General features: G+C 42.6%; 21 protein-coding genes. 13 read left to right on the forward strand and 8 right to left on the reverse strand.

Annotation, left to right across the window (positions count from 1 at the left end; all coding sequences use genetic code 11):
• Positions 1-20: 20 nt before the first annotated feature.
• Genes NPE20_RS18420 through NPE20_RS18430 form a run of 3 tightly spaced genes read left to right on the forward strand, consistent with a single transcriptional unit; the run spans position 21 to position 2,883 of the window.
• Complete coding sequence (locus NPE20_RS18420; RefSeq protein ID WP_256540166.1) at positions 21-1,016, forward strand: FKBP-type peptidyl-prolyl cis-trans isomerase; 996 nt, start codon at positions 21-23, stop codon at positions 1,014-1,016.
• Between the two features lie 47 nt (positions 1,017-1,063).
• Entirely contained in the window at positions 1,064-1,831 is a 768-nt protein-coding gene (locus NPE20_RS18425) for a TatD family hydrolase (RefSeq protein ID WP_256540167.1), read from the forward strand.
• A 32-nt stretch (positions 1,832-1,863) separates the two neighbouring features.
• The gene (locus NPE20_RS18430) at positions 1,864-2,883 is read left to right on the forward strand and encodes an asparaginase (RefSeq protein WP_256540168.1); all 1,020 of its coding nucleotides are present in this window, start codon (positions 1,864-1,866) and stop codon (positions 2,881-2,883) included.
• Positions 2,884-3,140: 257 nt separating this feature from the next.
• Here the strand turns inward: NPE20_RS18430 and NPE20_RS18435 are convergent, their stop codons facing one another.
• Both NPE20_RS18435 and NPE20_RS18440 read right to left on the reverse strand, forming a co-directional pair.
• Positions 3,141-3,851, reverse strand: coding sequence for a LytR/AlgR family response regulator transcription factor (locus NPE20_RS18435; protein ID WP_256540169.1), 711 nt, complete (start codon positions 3,849-3,851; stop codon positions 3,141-3,143).
• Positions 3,848-4,867, reverse strand: coding sequence for a sensor histidine kinase (locus NPE20_RS18440; RefSeq protein WP_256540170.1), 1,020 nt, complete (start codon positions 4,865-4,867; stop codon positions 3,848-3,850). Before NPE20_RS18440 ends, NPE20_RS18435 begins: the two co-directional genes overlap by 4 nt.
• Positions 4,868-5,113: 246 nt before the next feature.
• Between NPE20_RS18440 and NPE20_RS18445 the strand changes: the two genes are divergently transcribed.
• Positions 5,114-5,929, forward strand: a complete 816-nt coding sequence (locus tag NPE20_RS18445) for a DUF3108 domain-containing protein (protein WP_256540171.1) — start codon at positions 5,114-5,116, stop codon at positions 5,927-5,929.
• A 110-nt stretch (positions 5,930-6,039) separates the two neighbouring features.
• Here the strand turns inward: NPE20_RS18445 and NPE20_RS18450 are convergent, their stop codons facing one another.
• Positions 6,040-6,828, reverse strand: coding sequence for an SDR family NAD(P)-dependent oxidoreductase (locus tag NPE20_RS18450; protein WP_256540172.1), 789 nt, complete (start codon positions 6,826-6,828; stop codon positions 6,040-6,042).
• A 1-nt stretch (position 6,829) separates the two neighbouring features.
• Positions 6,830-7,810: an NAD-dependent epimerase/dehydratase family protein gene (locus NPE20_RS18455; protein WP_256540173.1), complete on the reverse strand. Its 981-nt coding sequence runs from the start codon at positions 7,808-7,810 to the stop codon at positions 6,830-6,832.
• A gap of 181 nt (positions 7,811-7,991) precedes the next feature.
• Here NPE20_RS18455 and NPE20_RS18460 point away from each other — a divergent pair, with 181 nt between their 5' ends.
• Genes NPE20_RS18460 through NPE20_RS18490 form a run of 7 tightly spaced genes read left to right on the forward strand, consistent with a single transcriptional unit; the run spans position 7,992 to position 12,636 of the window.
• On the forward strand, positions 7,992-8,498 hold the full coding sequence (locus tag NPE20_RS18460) for a GbsR/MarR family transcriptional regulator (RefSeq protein WP_256540174.1): 507 nt from the start codon (positions 7,992-7,994) through the stop codon (positions 8,496-8,498).
• A 54-nt stretch (positions 8,499-8,552) separates the two neighbouring features.
• Positions 8,553-9,368 (forward strand): thiol-disulfide oxidoreductase DCC family protein, encoded by an 816-nt coding sequence (locus tag NPE20_RS18465; protein ID WP_256540175.1) that lies wholly within the window; start codon positions 8,553-8,555, stop codon positions 9,366-9,368.
• A gap of 11 nt (positions 9,369-9,379) precedes the next feature.
• Positions 9,380-10,306: a TIGR01777 family oxidoreductase gene (locus NPE20_RS18470; RefSeq protein ID WP_256540176.1), complete on the forward strand. Its 927-nt coding sequence runs from the start codon at positions 9,380-9,382 to the stop codon at positions 10,304-10,306.
• A gap of 11 nt (positions 10,307-10,317) precedes the next feature.
• Complete coding sequence (locus NPE20_RS18475) at positions 10,318-10,815, forward strand: hypothetical protein (RefSeq protein ID WP_256540177.1); 498 nt, start codon at positions 10,318-10,320, stop codon at positions 10,813-10,815.
• Positions 10,816-10,827: 12 nt separating this feature from the next.
• On the forward strand, positions 10,828-11,739 hold the full coding sequence (locus NPE20_RS18480; protein WP_256540178.1) for an SRPBCC family protein: 912 nt from the start codon (positions 10,828-10,830) through the stop codon (positions 11,737-11,739).
• A gap of 1 nt (position 11,740) precedes the next feature.
• Entirely contained in the window at positions 11,741-12,187 is a 447-nt protein-coding gene (locus tag NPE20_RS18485; protein WP_256540179.1) for a luciferase domain-containing protein, read from the forward strand.
• Positions 12,188-12,237: 50 nt separating this feature from the next.
• Positions 12,238-12,636, forward strand: a complete 399-nt coding sequence (locus NPE20_RS18490) for a GlcG/HbpS family heme-binding protein (RefSeq protein ID WP_256540180.1) — start codon at positions 12,238-12,240, stop codon at positions 12,634-12,636.
• A gap of 50 nt (positions 12,637-12,686) precedes the next feature.
• On the opposite strand, the gene NPE20_RS18495 is transcribed toward NPE20_RS18490, so the two are convergent.
• The 4 genes from NPE20_RS18495 to NPE20_RS18510 form a co-directional block, all read right to left on the reverse strand.
• Entirely contained in the window at positions 12,687-13,040 is a 354-nt protein-coding gene (locus NPE20_RS18495) for a DUF1801 domain-containing protein (RefSeq protein ID WP_256540181.1), read from the reverse strand.
• Positions 13,037-13,609, reverse strand: coding sequence for a hypothetical protein (locus NPE20_RS18500; RefSeq protein ID WP_256540182.1), 573 nt, complete (start codon positions 13,607-13,609; stop codon positions 13,037-13,039). Before NPE20_RS18500 ends, NPE20_RS18495 begins: the two co-directional genes overlap by 4 nt.
• Before the next feature lie 130 nt (positions 13,610-13,739).
• Positions 13,740-16,067, reverse strand: a complete 2,328-nt coding sequence (locus NPE20_RS18505; protein WP_256540183.1) for a S9 family peptidase — start codon at positions 16,065-16,067, stop codon at positions 13,740-13,742.
• A 137-nt stretch (positions 16,068-16,204) separates the two neighbouring features.
• Complete coding sequence (locus tag NPE20_RS18510) at positions 16,205-16,693, reverse strand: anthrone oxygenase family protein (RefSeq protein ID WP_256540184.1); 489 nt, start codon at positions 16,691-16,693, stop codon at positions 16,205-16,207.
• A gap of 219 nt (positions 16,694-16,912) precedes the next feature.
• On the opposite strand from NPE20_RS18510, the gene NPE20_RS18515 reads away from it, so the two are divergent.
• Both NPE20_RS18515 and NPE20_RS18520 read left to right on the forward strand, forming a co-directional pair.
• Positions 16,913-17,383: a carboxymuconolactone decarboxylase family protein gene (locus tag NPE20_RS18515; RefSeq protein ID WP_256540185.1), complete on the forward strand. Its 471-nt coding sequence runs from the start codon at positions 16,913-16,915 to the stop codon at positions 17,381-17,383.
• Between the two features lie 151 nt (positions 17,384-17,534).
• Positions 17,535-19,262 carry a GMC oxidoreductase gene (locus NPE20_RS18520; RefSeq protein ID WP_256540186.1) on the forward strand — a complete coding sequence of 576 codons (1,728 nt, stop codon included), beginning with the start codon at positions 17,535-17,537 and terminating at the stop codon, positions 19,260-19,262.
• Positions 19,263-19,266: the final 4 nt, after the last annotated feature.

Genomic DNA, 19,266 nt, shown 5'->3' on the forward strand with positions numbered 1-19,266 from the left:
CTCCATTAAAAATTATCCTGATGAAAAATACTTTTTATTTAAGCTTGATATTTTGCCTGCTTGGTGCCACTGCCAATGCGCAGTTTAAGCGTACCGATAGGGGCGTGCAATACCAGATCATCAGCAACAATCCCGGTGCTAAATTAAAACAGAACGATGTGGTCACCTTTAACGCGGTACAACGCACCGAAAATGATTCGGTATTGTTTAGTACCTATAAACAAGGACAGCCGATAAAAGCCCAGTTGCGCCCATCAACCAATATTGCTGATCTGATGGATATATTCCCCCTGTTATCGGTTAATGATAGTGCCATTATTAAAGTGCCCGTTGATTCTGTATTTAAAGGCCACGAGGCAGAAATGCCACCCTTTTTTAAAAAAGGAGGTAATATTGTTTTCAACCTAAAAATTCAGCAGGCACAATCATTGGAAGAAGCCATGGCCGAGCGTAACGCTGCTATGGCAAAAATGAAAGCCGAAGGCGAAAAATTAAAGGTAGCCGAAGGTGCCACATTAGAAAACTATATTAAAAGCAATAACCTCGTTGCAAAGGCAACTCCATCGGGTTTAAGGTATATTATTAAAACGGCAGGCACAAAACCAAAGCCGCTAAATGGCGATACCATATATGTAAATTATACCGGCCGATCGCTTGATGGTAAAGTTTTTGACACCAGCATTGAAGCTGATGCAAAAGCAGCGGGTTTAAACCAGCCCGGCCGCACTTACGAGCCTATTAGCTTTGCATTAGGTACAGCCAGGGTAATAAAAGGTTGGGACGAAGCTTTCCTGCTAATGAACGAAGGCTCGAAAGCAAAACTTATTATCCCATCAGTGTTGGGCTATGGCGAATATGGTTCGGGTGCTATTAAACCATACGCTTCATTGATATTTGATGTAGAGCTGGTGAAAGTAGTAAGGGTTAAACACAATGTTGTAAAACCTGCTGCCAAAGCGCCTTTAAAGAAAAAAGCACCGCTTAAAAAACGAGCGGTAGCTAAAAAGAAAAATTAATTCATCAAAAAGGCCTTCTGCAAAGAAGGCTTTTTTAATTTTGTGCCATGGTATTAACCGATACACATACTCATCTATACTACGAAACTGATGAGGCCAGGCGTACGGAGCTTATGCAGCGCTGTCGCGATAATAACATCGACCGCTTATTTTTGCCTAACGTTGATGCGGCATCGGTACCGCTGATGTTTGATTTATTGACGGCCTACCCCGATAATTGTTATCCTATGCTCGGCTTGCACCCCTGTTCGGTAAAAGAGAACTGGGAGGAAGAGCTGGCTGCAATTGTGCCTGCGCTGCATCAGCATAAAATATATGCCGTTGGCGAAATTGGAATTGATCTTTACTGGGATAAAACCTTTTTAACCGAACAAATACAAGCCTTTAAACTGCAGATAAAGTGGGCTAAAACATTGAAATTACCAATAGTAATTCATTGTAGGGATGCTTTTGATGAGGTTTACCAGGTATTGCAGGACGAACACGACAAAAATCTAAGGGGGATATTTCATTGTTTTACCGGAACGCTTGAACAAGCCAATAAAATTACCAGTTTGGGCTTTTATTTAGGTATTGGCGGGGTTGTAACTTATAAAAATGCGGGGTTAGATAAAATCTTACCGCAAATTGACCTGGGGTATGTGGTTTTAGAAACCGATTCTCCGTACCTTACGCCCGTTCCGTACCGTGGTAAACCTAACGAAAGCTCTTATTTAACTTATGTAGCCCAAAAGGTTGCGGAGCTATATCAAACATCTGTTGAACATGTGGCTAATATCACCACAGAGAATTCAAAAAGGATATTTGGTATATAATATTTAATATTTACAGCATAAACCTGATCTAAATGAGCCAGATACTGATCATCTATACCGGAGGGACAATAGGTATGATGAGCGATCCTGTTACAAAAACGTTGGTACCTATCAACTTTGAGCAGATTATGGATAATGTGCCCGAACTGGAGAAGCTTAATTGCAAAATTAAGGTACATTCATTCGAGCAGATCATCGATTCATCAAATATGAACCCCGTTATATGGGGCGAACTTGCAGCACTGATAGAAGCCAACTATGATACAGTTGATGGCTTTGTGATACTACATGGTTCAGATACCATGGCCTTTACGGCATCGGCATTAAGTTTTATGCTGCAAAATTTGGATAAACCGGTGATTTTTACCGGGTCGCAGCTGCCCATTAGCGCGGTACGTACCGATGCTAAGGAAAACCTGATGACGGCCATTGAAATTGCCAAGGCAAAGAAGAATGACAGATCGCGTGTGCCTGAAGTTTGTATCTATTTTGATTATAAGCTTTTCCGTGGTAACCGTGCATTCAAATATAATTCATCAAAATTCGAAGCTTTCCGCTCGCCTAATTATCCCATACTGGCCGAGTCTGGCGTACACCTGCGTTTCAGCATAAATGATATTCGTGAGCCGGGCGAAGGTCCGTTGAAAATTCATAATAAACTGGTGAGCGATGTTGCCGTGTTGAAGCTGTATCCGGGGATTAGTCCGAAGGTGGTTGAAACCATTTTAGGTGCCGATGTACGTGGTATTGTAATGGAAACATTTGGCGCCGGTAATACCACAACCGACCAGTGGTTTATTGATCTGCTTAAAAACGCTATCGATAGCGGTAAAGTGATCCTGGATATCTCGCAATGTAAAGTAGGCACCGTTGAGCTTGGGCGATACGAAACCAGCAAGCAACTGAAAGATATAGGTGTTGCCAACGGTTACGATATGACCTACGAAGCCGCTGTTACCAAAATGATGTACCTGCTTGGCGAGATAGATGATCCGCAGGAAGTAAAACGCTGCCTGGAGAAGGATTTAAGGGGAGAGTTGACGGAATCGTAAAATAATAAGCGCTGCCGCGGGCTTTCAGCCCGTGGTGCCGCACAAGGTAAGCTTTCAGCTGACACAAGCTGAAAGCTTATGCCAGGATATACCACGAGATATGCTGCGCTAATCCCGCGGCAGCGAAAACTCCAAACAGACCTGTCATCCTGAGCGATAGCGAAGGATCTGTTAGCGAACTTTGCATGGCGAATTGTATGGCGGCGAATAGATGCTTCAATATCGTTCAGCATGACAAGTACAAGAGGTTAGCCCCCCTAAAACATCCTCCGCCTTATCATCGCCATAAAACCCTCCCTGAACTTTTCGCTTACGGGGATCTGTTTATTGCCAATATAAATATGGTTATCCTGAATTTTGCTTAGGAGTTTGGTGTTAACAATATAAGAGTTGTGCACACGAACAAAGGGGCGCTGCAACTGCTCTTCAATTTCTTTTAAACGGCGATAGATCAACAACTCTTCGGCGCCGGTAACCAGGCGCACGTATTCCTTTTCGCCTTCAAAATATAACACCTCATCCAATAATATCTTGCGTAAGGTCTTGCCTGATTTTACAAAGAAATAGGCATCATCGGCCTTGCTTTCTGTCTTTTCAATAATTATTTGCTTCCCAAAAGCGGACTCAATTTTTTGTGTGGCAGCCAGGAAACGTTTCAGGGTTATGGGCTTTAGCAGGTAATCTATAGTTTGGAAGGCATAGCTTTCGGCAGCATGTTCTGTGTAGGCTGTGGTAAACACAATTTTGGTTTCTTTAGGCAGCAGGCCGGCCAGTTCCATGCCGGTTAAGTGGGGCATATTGATGTCCAGAAAAATAAAATCTACGGTATGGGCTTTCAAAAAATCTATAGCCTCTAAAGCGTTATAGCATTTGCCTAAAAGTTGCCATTGCGTGGTTTGGCCAATCAGCACTTCCAGCAGGCTAACCGCATTGGGCTCATCGTCGATAATAATACACCTTAAATTCATGCCAGCGGGATGTTTAGTTGTGCTACATAAATATCGCCTTTATTTTCAACCTGTAAATCGAAATCAGCTTTATACAAAAGCACTAAGCGCTTACGCAGGTTCTGAATCCCAAACCCGGTTGATGGCGTATTTAAAGGGTTAGTAGGAACGGTATTGCTGGTAGTAAATACCAAACGCCCGTTTTGCTGCAATAAGGAGATCTCTATTTTATTATGGCTGCTGCTTTTATCTATACCATGCTTAAAAATGTTCTCAATAAAGGTCATGAGCAACATTGGCGGCAAACTTAAAGCGGTGTCGCAATTCTTGGTGAACGTAATATCAATCTCATAGCGGATCCGGATGGTTTCCAGCGCGATGTAGTTTTCGAGAAACTGGATCTCGGTACCCAGGTTCACTTCCTGCTTTGGGCTTTCGTCAACAAAATAGCGCATAATATCTGACAGGCGCTCTATTAATGCTGCCGTTCGGGGAGCTTCCAGATAGGCCTCGTAATAAATATTATTCAGCGTATTAAACAGGAAATGCGGCTGCACCTGCGATTTTAGCAGGTTTAATTCGGCCTGTGTTTTTTGGGCGATAATATCTTCGGATTGTTGTTTCAGGGCAAAGTAAGCAATGGCAATGCGAAATATAAAGCTGAGCAAGAGTATCATTATGCCACCTACGATAGTTGTAGCTATCGCCTTAAAGGTCATGGGCTCGGGGTGCTTGGCGAAGAGTAAATTATAAACATTGAGTGCGATAGACGCTCTTATCGCACCAATAACTAACAGAAATATAATTACCGCCAGTATATAGGTAACAATTTTCCCCTTTTGATATAAACGGGGAAAAAGCCACAGAATGTTACCATAAATAATAGCCGCGTAAAAGGTTGTATTTAAAAGCGCGTAAGTGGCAGCCTGTACCAAACCATCCATGGCAATCAGCGACATAGTGAGCACCAGGAAAACAAATACCCAGATCATCCACTGTAGTTGCACAATGTTGGGCTTCCTTTTTAGCAATAACATGCTTAAAAGTACAAAGCTTTTTGATAGATATCCACCACATTAAACAACAGCGGGTTTTTATTCAATCAATAGGTGTGTTTCTTCAACAGATAGGTGTATTGCGGTTATAAGTGACAGCAGGCCGTCTTATTGAAAACTAAGCTTTACCCGCTAAATATATTGGGCATATGGTTTAAATAATTTTATGTAACAACTGATTAACAGGAGGTTTGATGCAACAAACTTAAACGCCATATAGCACATATCATGAAAGTACAATTATCAATAGCAGGAATAGTAATAACCTCCCTTACTACATTATTTTTATCGGCACAGCCAAAATATGCAGTGGCGCAGGTAGATACCATTCGTGTAAAAGACCATCGCCTGAACACGGCTACCTTAAAACCCGGGTTACGTCAGTACCTGGTATACTTTCAGAACGCTAAAAACCCTAAAGCACTAAGGTTTTGGTTTTGGCTGCGCGATACAAAAATAGAGACCCGCAACGGCGAAAAAGTATTTGCTACCACCCAGCATTGGTATGGCGGCGATACTATTAGCTATCGAACAGGATATTCGGTAAACAGGGTGAAAGATTTTTCGCCTGTTTATCATACCGAAACTATTGGTGGTAAAGTAGGGGCCTACAATTGGGATGCCGACAAAATAAAAGGGGCAGATACAGTTGCATTAAATACAAAAAAGGATTTTGTGCTGAATTTTACCGAGCCAAATTTTAACTGGAACCAGGATATCGAAACCTTTGAGATGATGCCCTTGGCAGCCGGTAAAACTTTTGCCATTAACTTTTATGATGCCGGTTATGGCAAACCCGAGCACATTATTTACAAAGTTACTGGCAGCGAAGTTATAAGCACTTTAGACAACCAAAAGGTAGATTGCTGGAAGCTATTCAACGAAACCGAAAACAAAGGAACCCGCTACACCCAAACTTTTTGGATCAGCAAAAAAGGTCACGAATTTATAAAGGAAGAGGATAGTTTCCCGGGAGGCTACCGTTATAAAGTCAAAATGCCCGGTGCGGCAGTTGATCTGCTGCCAAGGTTTGCAGGTAAATAATTCATCTTACAAAGCTGTCATGCTGAACGATAGTGAAGCATCTATTCGCCGATGTGTATGTTTGCGATCAGATCCTTCGCTATCGCTTAGGATGACAACCCGTCTCTACGTTATTTACCATGCTCCTTCAACTTACCCTTAATAATGGCGCTCTTAATAAAGCCCGGCAAGATGCCATTTAATATTACCAGCAATTTATTAGCAGCGCCGGGGATGATCTCTTTTTTGCCTTTGAACAGGCCATCAATAGCAATACGTGCTACTTCATCCGCCTCCAGAATGGTGGCTTTGGCAATACCTTTAAGCTGCTGGTTTATCACCAGTAGCTCGGGCTTGGTGTTTATCCCACCCGGACTAAGCAAACTCATTTTTACGTTTGTACCCAAAAGCTCCAGCTGCATGCATTGGGTAAAATAATTGATAAAGGCTTTGCTTGCCCCATAAACCTGTTTGCGTGGTACCACAAACCTGCCACCCATACTGCCCACATTTAGTATGTAAGAAGTAACGGAGGCATCTACCTGGCCTAAAAACAATCGCGTTAGCAAAACGGGGGTGGTTATATTAAGGTCAATTTGTTTTTTGTAAAAGTCGGTGCTGTTGTCAATAAACCAGTCCCAATTACCTATGCCGGCATTGTTGATAAGGATATATGCGGTTAGTTGTTGTTGGGTTAAGTAGGCAAATATTTGTTGATGGCTTTCAGCATTGGTCAGGTCAAGTTCTATCACATCAACCCTTACCTCAAAATTTTTGCGGATGTATTTTGCCAGGTTATCTAACCCCGTATCAGGCAGGGAGATCAGTACCATATTAATACCGCGCTTACCTAATTCAATGGCAAATGCTTTGCCTAAACCTTCGCTGGCACCGGTAATTATGGCGGTTAGTTGAGGCATATTAATTTGCTTTTAAATAATCAACGGTTTTGCGCATAGCTTCGGTAAAGGGGGTTATTTTGTAATCTAATTGCGCAACAGCCTTTTGGCTGCTGTATTTTTGGTTGAACTTTAAACGGTCGGCGAACTCCGGTAAAAAAACGGGTGTAAGTCCGGTTAATTTAGTTTTTAAAGCCTCAATATGACTGTAAAACTTAATGACCTTTTGCGGTACCCTCACCATATTGCGCTGCACGCCTGATACCTGCTGCAGTGTACTAAAAAACTCGTTAAAGCTAACATCTTCGCCACCTAAAATATAGCGGTTGCCGGTAAGGCCTTTTTCCATGGCAGCAATGTGGCCATCAACCACATCATCCAAATAGGAGTAGTTGGAGATCTGACCGCCATCACCAGGAATAATACGCCATTTACCTTTTAAATAACCGCTTATCATTTTGCTAACGGTATTGCTATCCGTTATTGGCCCCTCGCCAAACACGCGCGATGGGTTAACAGTAACCACATCCATACCTTGCTGCACAAACTTATTTACTTCCAGTTCGGCCAGGTATTTTGTACGTTCATAAGCAATGGGGAAGCCTGTTATCCGGGGCTCATCTTCGGTTAGCGGGTACTTTAGCGTTGGCCCCCATACCCCGCAGGTAGATGTATAAACTATACGTTGCACGCCTGCTTTTTGCGCCGCCAGTAAAACGTTGCGGGTGCCGGTAACATTGGTTTCCAGAAAATCATCCGGGTTACGGCACCACATTTTGGCCATGGCTGCGGTGTGGTATACCTGTGTGCAACCCTGCATGGCATTCAGCAGGCTATCGGTATCCAATATATCACCTTTTATAGGCTCGATATTATCATGTTTAATTAAATAAGGGTGATGAATGTTTCGGCAAAGCGCCTTTACGTTATACCCTTTATTTGCAAGGGTAAAACAAAGTTGTCGGCCAATAAACCCGGTGGCGCCGGTCACTAAAATATTCATGTAGGTAAAGATGGGCTTATCCGGTGTAAGATGGAAAAATATTTTGTAACAGGTTAGTTGATAGAGGCCATATAAATTGCGCCAATAGAGGTGATTGGATAAGCAAGGTGGATATATCAGTAAAAAATAAAATAAACTTTCAATAAGTTTTGAAAGTTTAAAAAGATAGTTATATTTGTACATGGAATTACCAGAAGCAAAGCAAAAGTTTATTGAAGCATGGGGCAAGTTAGGCTCTGAGTGGGGTATTAACCGCACCATGGCGCAGGTGCATGCTTTGCTATTGGTTACCCCGGGTGAGTTAACCACCGAAGAGATCATGGAGAGCCTGAGCATATCTCGCGGTAACGCCAACATGACCCTGCGCGACCTGATGGGTTGGGGACTGGTTGAAAAGCTGCATAAGGCAGGCGAACGTAAGGAATACTTTTTTGCTGATAAGAATACCTGGAACATTGCCCGCCAGGTGGCTAAAGAGCGCCGCAAACGCGAGCTGGAACCGGTTATGAAAATATTAGACGAACTGGTAAAGGTAAAAGGAGATAGTAAAGACCCGGAATATGCAACCTTTAATAAATCTGTAACCGATATAAACAAGATGGCTAAAAACGTAGATAAAACTTTAGATACCATGCTTAAGGCAGAGGAAAACTGGTTTTGGGGTTCTATTTTTAAAATGTTCAAGTAGCATTTTTTTTCTTTATATATTTCATAATTTACTGAAAATTCAAATATTACTATAATGATAACCTTAAAAAACCACACAATATTATACGATGCCGAATGCCCCATGTGCAAAATGTACACTAACGCTTTTGTACAGGCCGGCTTGCTTGATAAAAGCGGTCGCGAGGCATACCAGCAACTAAGCCCTGAAGCCTGCCCAATGGTTGACAGGCAGCGCGCGGTGAATGAAATTGCATTGATAGACCAGGAAACAGGTGAGGTTACCTATGGTGTAAAAAGTTTATTCAAGATTTTTGGCAACGCAATGCCGGTGTTTAAGCCACTGTTTAACTTCGCGCCATTTGTTTGGGTAATGGGTAAGCTTTACAGCTTCTTGTCATACAACCGCAGGGTTATTATACCAAGCATAGGTGATACTTTTACTATACAGCCAACATTCAAATTAAAATACCGGGTAACATACCTGATATTTGCCTGGGCTGTTACTTCCTATATACTTACCCATTACGCCGGTTTATTGCAGGGTGTAGTACCGGTGGGTAGCGCTTATCGCGAGTACCTGATATGCGGCGGGCAAATATTTTTCCAGGGGATAATTATTGGTTTGACATTTAACGAAAAGAAATGGGAGTACCTGGGTAATATGATGACCATATCTTTTGGTGGCGCATTGCTGCTGTTACCTATGTTATTGTTAAGCGGATTATTAGGGGAGCAACCAATAGTTTACGCGGGCTATTTTATGCTGATTGCCGGGCTGATGTTTTTAGAACACATCCGCAGGAGCAAGCTTTTAAATATCGGATGGACGCTCACCATCAGTTGGGCTATTTACCGCGCCATAATACTTTTGATTATCTTATTCATCTAAACCTTATCATCATGAAATACAAAAAAATAATATTGGCAGGCGGCAACGGGCAATTAGGTAAAGCCCTTGCTGAGCATTATAAATATGACACCGATGAGGTCATCATATTAAGCAGAAAACCACAGACAGATAAAGGCAATATAAAAACGCTGGTATGGGATGGCCGTACCATGGGCGATTGGGCAAAAGAGCTGGAAGGCGCCGATATGCTGATAAACCTTTGCGGTAAAAATGTGAATTGCCGTTATACCCAAAAGAACCAGGAAGAAATTATCAGTTCAAGGGTAGAACCTACCACGCTGCTTGGAAAGGTAGTTGATGGTTTGATGATCCCGCCTAAACTTTGGATCAACGCGGCGTCTGCAACCATCTATCGCCATGCGGAAGACCACCCGCAGGATGAGGAAACCGGCGAAATTGGTTATGGCTTTTCTATAGAGGTTTGTAAAATTTGGGAGAAAAATTTCTTTGAAACCGAAACGCCAAACACCCGTAAAGTCGCTTTACGCATTAGCATTGTGCTTGGCCGCAACGAGGGTGCTTTGCCAAGGCTAATTAATCTGGTTAAAACCGGTATGGGTGGCCACCAGGGCGATGGGCAGCAATATGTTTCATGGGTACACGAGCAGGACGTTGTAAAATGTACAGAGTGGTTACTGCAACACCCCGAAATTAAAGGTGTGCTCAACTGTACTGCTCCTAATCCTTTAAAAAATACCGATTTGATGAAAGAGCTGCGCCATGCCTGTGGCGTTCCCTTTGGTTTACCCGCTCCGGCATGGATGCTGGAAATGGGGGCCATGCTCATAGGTACCGAAACCGAGTTGATATTAAAAAGCCGCTGGGTTGTCCCCAAACGCTTGCTTGATGCAGGCTTTCAATTTCAGTTTGAAAAGGCGGAACATGCCATTAAAGATATTTTAAGCATCAGAATATAAAACCAAACACCATGCAACCTACCCCAACACAATTAAAAAAGAAAATAAAACGCTGGCTCATCTTCCTGATGGCCGGACTGGTACTAAGCGGCATCACCGCATTCCCTATAGAAAGCGAACTGGCTATCACGATGAATAACCTCAATATATTTACGCCAAAAATGCAGCACTGGTTAAACACCATTTATACGGCAGTGAAAACTACCAATGCACAATATCCATACCTAAGCTATGGCACCGATTGGCTGGCCTTCGCCCACATCGTTATCGCGATAGCATTTATTGGCCCCTTGCGCGACCCGGTAAGAAACATTTGGGTATTGCAATTTGGCATGATTGCTTGCGTGCTGATATTCCCGCTGGCATTTATTGCGGGGCCTATCAGGCATATCCCGCTGTTTTGGCAACTGGTAGATTGTTCTTTCGGAGTGATAGGTATAATCCCTTTATATATCGCCTGTCGTTACACCTATCAGTTAGAGTATATCACAAATAATAGTCACCTTTAAACAAACCTTATCATGCTCGGCAAAATATTCTCACCAAAAAATAACGGCTTTTTACTCTCCAATGCTTTCGGGATGGCCACAATAGGGATAAGCAAATTGCTTATGAAAGATTTTAATGGTACACTGATATTTTCAGAATTTGTCATCGTTCCTTTTTTAATGGGCATAGTAAGTGCATGGTTTTGGCGAAACATAAATTTTGGAAGCAGACAGTTAGCCGCCTGGTCATGTTACAATACAATTATTGCGTTGTTATTGAGCGCTATCATTTTAAAAGAAGGGGTTATATGTTTAATTATAGTTGCACCGCTATTAATGGCATTTATAATCATGGGTAGTTCTGTAGGTTATAAGATGTTTAAGAAAAACAACCAAACCCTTAATGTAAGCGTGTTTGTTATTCTGTTCGGTATCTTTATTTTCGATTCGCTATCCGTTCATCATTACGAAAACAATGTTGCCGATACCATGGTGATCAACGCCCCGCCTGCCAAGGTTTGGAAATATGTAGTAGCTTATAAACGGATAGAAACCCCGGGCAAATACTGGCTTTTCCGCATTGGGATGCCCAGCCCGGTACAGTCAACTGCCGAAGGGTATTATTTAGGCGCAAAGCGTAAATGCATATTTAGCAATGGGTATGTGTTTGATGAAAAGATAGTAACCTATGATGAAAACAAAGATCTTACCTTCGATATTACCAAGCAGCCCCGTGACCCGGAGATAATGGGTCATATCGACATTCTGCGTGGGCAATTCCTGTTAAAAGATAACCATGATGGTACAACAACGCTAACCGGTAATAGCTGGTACAGGTTATATGTGTTCCCGGTATGGTATTATGATATCTGGGCCGAAAGCGTTACCCGCAATGTGCACCTGCGTGTAATGGAGCATATTAAAGAACTGAGCGAAGCAAAATAACATGTTCAACTTTGTTGTTAAATATTGGGGTTTTCTGAAGTTTATACCCGGTTTACCTCATTTGTTTGATGCATGGCTAAAACTATGGACATTAATAACCAACCCCAAATTGCTTGATTGGATTGACGATGTTGAGAAGGAAATATTAACATGGCCGGGTACAACTGCCACTACCCACAAATACGGCGGTTTACAGTTTAATTATGGCAAAACCGAATTAGGGCACATTCACAGTAATGGATTGTTGGATATGCTGCTGAACCGCAAATTAAAACAGCAATTAATGCATCTAAATAACCGGGTGCAAGATCATCATATCCTTAAGAATACCGGCTGGTTAAGTTTTTATATGGAAACTTATGGTGATAAGGAATTTGTATTAGAACTGTTTGAAATGGTTTATCAAGTACATGTGGATAAAACGAATAATAAACGAAACATCCCTTAATACGGGCTGTTTATTACTTAATTTTACCCACATCATTTAATTATTTCCCTATGAGCATTACATTAGAACAGGCAGAAAAACTATCAGAAGCTGCTAAAGCAAAAGCAAAGGCAATCAACGTGCCTATGAATATAGCCATTGTTGATGAGGGCGCTAACCTGGTATCTTTCCATCGAATGGATAATGCCTGGCTGGGTTCGGTGGATATTTCTATTAAAAAAGCGAAAACCGCACGTTTCTTCGACATGAACACGGGTGAGATAGGTAAACTATCACAACCAGGCGGCCCACTTTATAATATAGAACATTCAAACGGCGGACTTATTACCTTTCCCGGTGGTGTTGTCCTAAAGGATGGCAGCGGAAAGATCATTGGCGCTATAGGTGTATCTGGCGGTTCGGTAGAGCAGGATCATGAAGTGGCATCAGCTGGTGCAGAAGTATTGTAAATGCAAAATAAACGAAATAGAAATGCTGCCCATCAGGGTGGCATTTTTTGTTAGTGCGTGAAAAAAGCCAGCACCTGGCTTAAGATAGTATTTATCTTATCCATGGGTAGGTCCTCATTTGGATCTAACAGGAGTATTTTCATTTTCGCCCTTTTCTCAATGATCAGGTCGGGATGTTCTATATGTTTACCTTGTACAATACCCAAATATGGTTGGTGCAGCTTTTTATGAACCCACAGATAACACATCATTTTACCCTTATAGCAAAAAACAGGCATGCCGTATTTCCATTCTTCGGTGATGTTGGTATCCAGTTTAAGGATATGGCCGCGTAAAAATTGCAGGCAGCTTTGTGTTGGCTCGCTATGCTGCAAAAAATAGTTATCTATCGGGCGAAGCATCATTTCATTTCTATATTATAGAACCGTGCTATATAGGATAGCTCATACAAAATAAACAGGATAGCTAATAATAGATGAAACCGGGGGGCCTTTACTTTTATGGCCGTGAGGCAAAGCCCCATTAGGATTAGGGCGCGTACAGGTAGTTCCCATCCAAAATGGGTTAAATATTCGTGCCCTTTAACAATTGTATCTACCAGATCGGCCATAAAAGCGATGGCTAAAAAGCTGAATAACCATTTCCGTCTGGAGAAATAATAATCCTTGTAGTCTTTATAATCGTTAATGTCATCGGGGTATAAAAGCGCGCATATCACGTAGTAATTGGTAATATACAGCACAATAAAAAAGTAAGTGAAAAAATGCCACTCGGTAATGCCGGCTAATTTAAACTCCCACCACCAAAAATGTACAAGGGTAAGAAACATGTACAAAACCCATAATAAATGGGTTATGTAAGGTTTTACGCGGGTTGGGTGCTGAACAAATTTAACCGTACCCTTAAGCAAATGTGCCAGGCTAAAGCTAAGTGTGATACCAATAACGTATTTAATATGAGTAAAAACTTCCATGCAATTACCTTAAATGTTTTGATTACAAGATAGTTAATTCCGGATTATATTGATAGACCCCGAAGATTCTGAAACAAAAAAGCCTGCAATAAACATTGCAGGCTTTGGTATTAATATTTGGTCGCAGGTTTTAGCGTTGACTTGGTCTTGGTTTAATTTGGTAATCGTAAGGTGGTTCGGCACCTAACAGGTTTTTCACAAAATAATCCCAGCGGCGGCGCATCATATAAGGGCCATAGGCACCATAGCCATGCGCGCTATTAGGGAATATCACCAGGTCGAAGCTTTTGTTGGCTTTCTCCAATGCCTCAACAACCAGCAGTGTGTTGTATGGCGGCACGTTGTTATCCATCATGCCGTGCGCAAGCATTAGTTTGCCTTTCAGGTTTTTGGCGAAATTCTGATTAGCCTGTGCATCGTAGTCTGAGTTTTCTACAAGGCCGTTATAACGTTCGGCCCAATCATCCTCATAGTTGCGGTTCTCGTGGTTGCCCGATTCTGAGATCCCCACCTTAAAGAAATCGGGATAGCGAAACATAGCCGCCGCGGTAGCAAAACCACCGCCCGAATGGCCCCAGATCCCCACTTTTGTAGTATCGATAGGGTATTGGGCAGCCAATTGTTTAATGCCGGTTATTTGATCGGGCAGGGTGTTTTCGGCCATGTTGCCATAGTTCATATCATGGAAGCTTTTTGAACGCAGTGGATTGCTGGTGCCTTCTATCACAACCACAATAAAGCCCAGTTCGGCTAATGCCTGGTGATCGTTTCTTGATGCCGCGAATGACCAGCTGCCAACACCACCACCCTGCGGACCCGGGTAAATGTAATCGATAACAGGGTATTTCTTGTTCGCATCCATTTTAGTTGGTGTAAACATCAAACCATAAATATCGGTGGTGCCATCGTGCGCTTTAAGCTTAACAGAGATAGGGGCTTTCCAACCTGTTGCTACCAATCTTGATATATCTGTTTTTTCTAAAGGGGATAACAATTTGCCGTTCATATCGCGCAGCACGATAACAGGTGCCATATCAGGTTTCGAATAACTGTCAACAAAGTATTTGTAATCGGGCGAGAAGGTAATGGTGTGGTTACCATCTTCGGGGGTAAGTAAAGTTAAGCCCTTGCCGTTAAAGTTGATTTTGTACAGGTGAGAGAAGTATGGATTGCCCGGCTCGCGGCCACCTGCTACAAAGTAAAGCGTGCGGGTTTTTTCGTCAACCTTTAGCAGTTTTGTAACTACCCAGTTGCCTTTGGTGATCTGGTTTTTTATCTTGCCGGTTGTGGCATCGTAAAGGTATAAGTGCCCCCAGTTATCGCGTTCCGAGAACCAGATGATCTCTTTTGAGGCAGGCAGGTAACGCCAGTTAATAGCACCCCAGCCAGATTCGTATTGTGTTTTAACAGTTTCTTCAAATACCTCACGCACAGCGCCGGTTTGGGCATTTGCTATGCGGAATTTCTCGTTCTTATGATCGCGTGAGGTAGATACAAACGCGAACTCCGAACCATCCTCTTTCCAATCAGCATCATCAAATGTACCGCTGCTTGATATATCATCGCTCAGTGTAGCTCGGTGCGGATCTGGTGCAATGTTAAAGCGGATAACTTTTGCATTATCCACATCAATAATTACCCTTTGTATGGTGATGATCTCTTTATCGCCCGGCAGGGGATATTTCCATGCCATGAGTTTTGGTTTGCCCACATTGGTAGTTACCAGGTACATATCGCTGGCATTACGCTGGTCCTGCTGAAAAGTGGCAATTTTTTTAGAATCGGGCGACCATGATACGATAGGCCTGTCGCTTGTGGTCCAGCCGGCGTTATCAGTAGCATAACCAAAATCTTTTATGCCATCGGTGGTTAGTTGGGTTTGTTTGTTGGTAGCAACATCGCGCACCCACAGGTTATAATTTTTGATGAAAGCGGCACGTTTGCCATCCGGCGAAAACACTTCGTTACCACCACCCCTGGCAGCACGGCCGGTAAGAACAGGTGGTTTAACCTCCGCTGCTTTAGATGTATCTTCGGTTACCTGGTTAGTTTGCGGGTTGTAGTTCCATTTTTTGCCATCGACAGTAAATAAAACCGATTTGCCATCGACAGTATAATTGATGCTTTGGAAAGGCAGTTTATTGGCGTCATACTTTTTACCTGCAACTGCAGAAAGCGCGTCGGCAAGTTTTTGAGCATCAAAAGCGGCGGTGCGTGTTTTTTTAACGGGATCAACCAGTATAAATTCGTTGCCTTGCGCAGTTGAAACGCGGTACCAAAACTTATCGCCGGCAAGCCAATTTGGTCTAACACTGGCACGGTCAATAAGAGGGTCGGTATTGTAGCTTAAAAAGCTTTCGGCATGTTCGTAATCTTTAGCGGTTACCGGGGCGTTTTGCTGGGCATTGGCGCTAAGCGCTAATGCAAAAGCCGTTACCGTTAGTAAATATCTGTTCATAATTCAATAAGATCGTTTTTCAGTTTGTTATTTGAAAATACCAAGATAAAGCAAATTAACAGTTTGGTAACACTGCCTAAAGTATAATGATTGTTACATAAGTAGGGAGATGGCTTAGATATGAAAATAGCAGGTAATTAGTCGAATTTATAGATGCAGCCTATTAATACGAGTACTAAACAAACTACCGAGGTAACGGTACGGATGTTATGTAACAGCAGCCATGGCCGCTCAAAACTTAAGCGTTGGCAGGCAATATCAGCTGCAGTAGCCGACTTAAGATCGAAGCCAGCCAGCATGTTATTTAAAGGAACGTTGCCGAACATAGTTACGCCAAACACCCCAATGGCATATAATATAGCGGCGATAAGCAGCAGCAAAAATCGGCCGGATAATGATTGTTCATAATTGAGCCATGCGCTTACCGGCAGTAATACCAATGTACCCATAAAGCTTAAAAAGAATAGTGGGTTAAGTATTGCGCTGTTAATATTTTGCATAGCGGCAATGTATTCCCTATCGGGCAGGCGGCCTAACCCAATATTTACCGAACAGCTATAAGCATAAAACAAACCGGCTATTAAAGCGGTAGATGTGGCGGTTATTATCAGGATAATATTGTTCATTTAATTACTTCAACAAAGTTTCAGATAATGAAAAAAGGCGTTGTTTCGATAATTAAATATAAGGAATTATTACTTTTTGCATAAGTGAGCAATCATACATCAGCTGTGCCTGGCTTTGTGCTCTCTTTTTTTATTTTCTTTAATTTTTTTGTCCAATTTCTGTAAAGCCATTCGTCATAAGGGTGATTCAAATATTTAATAACAATTAAAATAAACACCATGGAACAACGAATTAATGTTTTCGAAAAAGGTCACAACGCAATAAAATCGTTATATGGATTAGGCGGATATCTGGCAAAATCAGCAATAGAGCAACCTCTTTTAAATTTAATTTATTTTAGGGTATCGCAAATTAATGGCTGCGCTTATTGCCTGGATATGCACTCAAAAGACCTGCGTTTAAAAGGTGAAACAGAACAACGCCTGTATGGTTTAAGCGCCTGGCGCGAAACCCCTTTTTATACCGACCGTGAACGCGCCGCGCTTGCATGGGCCGAAGATGTTACAGATATTATTGGGAGCCGTGTAAGTGATGAAGTTTACGAACAGGCAAGGGCACATTTCTCTGAAGAAGAATTGATAGATCTAACTATGGGGGTTGTAGCCATTAACACCTACAATCGCCTTAATGTTGCATTTCGTACCACTGCCGGTGGGTACGTACCCGGCCAGCACGCGGTAGCAAACTAATTTTTCAGTTAATAAAAGGCCATCTACTAACGGTAGGTGGCCTTTGTTATTTGCTGAAGACGCTTTGCCGAAGTATTTTGCGGACGATACCACCAATTGCACTATTTATCACGAAAATATATAAATTTAACAACACCAATTATATTCGGGTATGATAATAGAGCATGGAGCCGAAGCCGGCAACAGCAGTGTTAAAATGCGCAAACAGAACACCTACGATGCTATTGTAGTAGGATCTGGTATCAGCGGGGGATGGGCAGCCAAAGAGCTGTGTGAAAAAGGCTTGAAAACGCTGGTATTGGAAAGAGGGCGAAATGTAGAGCACCTTAAGGATTACCCAACACCTTTAAAAGGCCCCTGGGATTTTTCTCATCACTTAAAAATGCCTTTATCGGTAACAAAAGATAACCCGGTTATATCCCGGTGTTATGCGTTTGACGAATCTACCGCTCATTTTTTTGTGAAAGATACCGATCACCCTTACATACAGGAAAAACCATTTGACTGGATCCGCGGCTACCAGGTTGGTGGCAAATCGCTGCTTTGGTGGCGCCAAACGCAACGCTGGAGCGCTCATGATTTTGAAGGGCCTGCAAGGGATGGATACGCTGTTGACTGGCCCATCAGGTATAATGATCTTGCTCCCTGGTATTCGCACGTGGAGAAGTTTGTAGGCATTAGCGGTAACCGCGATGGCCTGGATATATTGCCTGACGGAGAGTTCCTTCCTCCCTGGGAAATGAACTCGGTAGAAAAAAATGTTGCCTCCAGTATTATGGCTAAATATCCCGGGCGGCATGTAATACAGGGGCGATGTGCACACCTTACCAAGCCCGAACCTATACATTTACAACAAGGCCGAGGGCAATGCCAGGCCCGGAACCAATGCGAAAGGGGATGCCCTTTTGGCGGATATTTTAGTTCTAACTCATCCACCATTCCATGGGCCAAAAAAACGGGTAACCTTACCTTAAGGCCACATTCGGTAGTACATTCTGTTATATACGACGAAAAATTAGGAAAGGCCACGGGCGTGCGGATAATAGATGCCGAAACCATGCAACAGCATGAGTTTTATGCAGATGTTATCTTTATCAATGCCGCCTGCCTTAATACCAACCTCATTTTGTTGAATTCTACTTCCCCGAGATTTCCAAACGGTTTAGGGAATGATAACGGGCTGCTGGGTAAGTACATTGCTTTTCAAAATTACCGGGGTAATATATTTGCCGATTTTGATGGTCCGTTGGATAAATATTATTACGGCCGCCGGCCCACACAACCCATGATCCCCAATTTTAGGAACGTTCAAAAGCAGGAGACTGATTTTTTAAGAGGATATATGGTGTTCTACGGCGCCTCTCGCCCGCAGGCAGATGCAGAGGGGATAGGTGCAGATTTTAAAGATGCCATTGCCGAACCGGGCCCGTGGAAGATTTCCATGTCAATGCAAGGTGAAACCATCCCGAAGGAAACTAACCACGTTAGGCTTAGTAAAGATAAAACGGATAAATGGGGCATGCCGTTGCTGATCACTTCTGTAGATTATGATGATAACGACGAAAAGTTATTAAATGATTTTTTTAAAACAGGCACTGAAATGCTGGAAGCGGCAGGTTGTAAAAACATCCAGACCTTTGATACCAAACAGGCACCGGGACTTGATATACACGAAGTTGGCGGTGTGCGTATGGGTAACGACCTTAAAACATCTTTATTAAATAAATGGAATGCCTTACATCATTGCCAAAATGTATACGTAACAGATGGCGCCTGCATGACATCAACCGGCGTGCAAAACCCATCGCTTACATTTATGGCCCTCACGGCACGGGCGGTAAACCATGCCGTTAACGAATTTAAAAAGGGAACCGCTTAAAACC

The organism is Mucilaginibacter aquariorum (assembly GCF_024498135.1).
Classification (GTDB): Bacteria; Bacteroidota; Bacteroidia; order Sphingobacteriales; family Sphingobacteriaceae; genus Mucilaginibacter; species Mucilaginibacter aquariorum.

What these genes read in the sequence shown, in the direction of transcription:
- NPE20_RS18425 (WP_256540167.1), top strand. Translation starts at nt 1,064, where the DNA reads ATGGTATTAACCGATACACATACTCATCTATACTACGAAACTGATGAG.
- NPE20_RS18475 (WP_256540177.1), top strand. Translation starts at nt 10,318, where the DNA reads ATGCAACCTACCCCAACACAATTAAAAAAGAAAATAAAACGCTGGCTC.
- NPE20_RS18470 (WP_256540176.1), top strand. Translation starts at nt 9,380, where the DNA reads ATGAAATACAAAAAAATAATATTGGCAGGCGGCAACGGGCAATTAGGT.
- NPE20_RS18465 (WP_256540175.1), top strand. Translation starts at nt 8,553, where the DNA reads ATGATAACCTTAAAAAACCACACAATATTATACGATGCCGAATGCCCC.
- NPE20_RS18510 (WP_256540184.1), bottom strand. Translation starts at nt 16,693, where the DNA reads ATGAACAATATTATCCTGATAATAACCGCCACATCTACCGCTTTAATA.
- NPE20_RS18435 (WP_256540169.1), bottom strand. Translation starts at nt 3,851, where the DNA reads ATGAATTTAAGGTGTATTATTATCGACGATGAGCCCAATGCGGTTAGC.
- NPE20_RS18515 (WP_256540185.1), top strand. Translation starts at nt 16,913, where the DNA reads ATGGAACAACGAATTAATGTTTTCGAAAAAGGTCACAACGCAATAAAA.
- NPE20_RS18430 (WP_256540168.1), top strand. Translation starts at nt 1,864, where the DNA reads ATGAGCCAGATACTGATCATCTATACCGGAGGGACAATAGGTATGATG.
- NPE20_RS18460 (WP_256540174.1), top strand. Translation starts at nt 7,992, where the DNA reads ATGGAATTACCAGAAGCAAAGCAAAAGTTTATTGAAGCATGGGGCAAG.
- NPE20_RS18500 (WP_256540182.1), bottom strand. Translation starts at nt 13,609, where the DNA reads ATGGAAGTTTTTACTCATATTAAATACGTTATTGGTATCACACTTAGC.
- NPE20_RS18485 (WP_256540179.1), top strand. Translation starts at nt 11,741, where the DNA reads ATGTTCAACTTTGTTGTTAAATATTGGGGTTTTCTGAAGTTTATACCC.
- NPE20_RS18520 (WP_256540186.1), top strand. Translation starts at nt 17,535, where the DNA reads ATGATAATAGAGCATGGAGCCGAAGCCGGCAACAGCAGTGTTAAAATG.
- NPE20_RS18455 (WP_256540173.1), bottom strand. Translation starts at nt 7,810, where the DNA reads ATGAATATTTTAGTGACCGGCGCCACCGGGTTTATTGGCCGACAACTT.
- NPE20_RS18450 (WP_256540172.1), bottom strand. Translation starts at nt 6,828, where the DNA reads ATGCCTCAACTAACCGCCATAATTACCGGTGCCAGCGAAGGTTTAGGC.
- NPE20_RS18445 (WP_256540171.1), top strand. Translation starts at nt 5,114, where the DNA reads ATGAAAGTACAATTATCAATAGCAGGAATAGTAATAACCTCCCTTACT.
- NPE20_RS18420 (WP_256540166.1), top strand. Translation starts at nt 21, where the DNA reads ATGAAAAATACTTTTTATTTAAGCTTGATATTTTGCCTGCTTGGTGCC.
- NPE20_RS18480 (WP_256540178.1), top strand. Translation starts at nt 10,828, where the DNA reads ATGCTCGGCAAAATATTCTCACCAAAAAATAACGGCTTTTTACTCTCC.
- NPE20_RS18505 (WP_256540183.1), bottom strand. Translation starts at nt 16,067, where the DNA reads ATGAACAGATATTTACTAACGGTAACGGCTTTTGCATTAGCGCTTAGC.
- NPE20_RS18440 (WP_256540170.1), bottom strand. Translation starts at nt 4,867, where the DNA reads ATGTTATTGCTAAAAAGGAAGCCCAACATTGTGCAACTACAGTGGATG.
- NPE20_RS18490 (WP_256540180.1), top strand. Translation starts at nt 12,238, where the DNA reads ATGAGCATTACATTAGAACAGGCAGAAAAACTATCAGAAGCTGCTAAA.
- NPE20_RS18495 (WP_256540181.1), bottom strand. Translation starts at nt 13,040, where the DNA reads ATGATGCTTCGCCCGATAGATAACTATTTTTTGCAGCATAGCGAGCCA.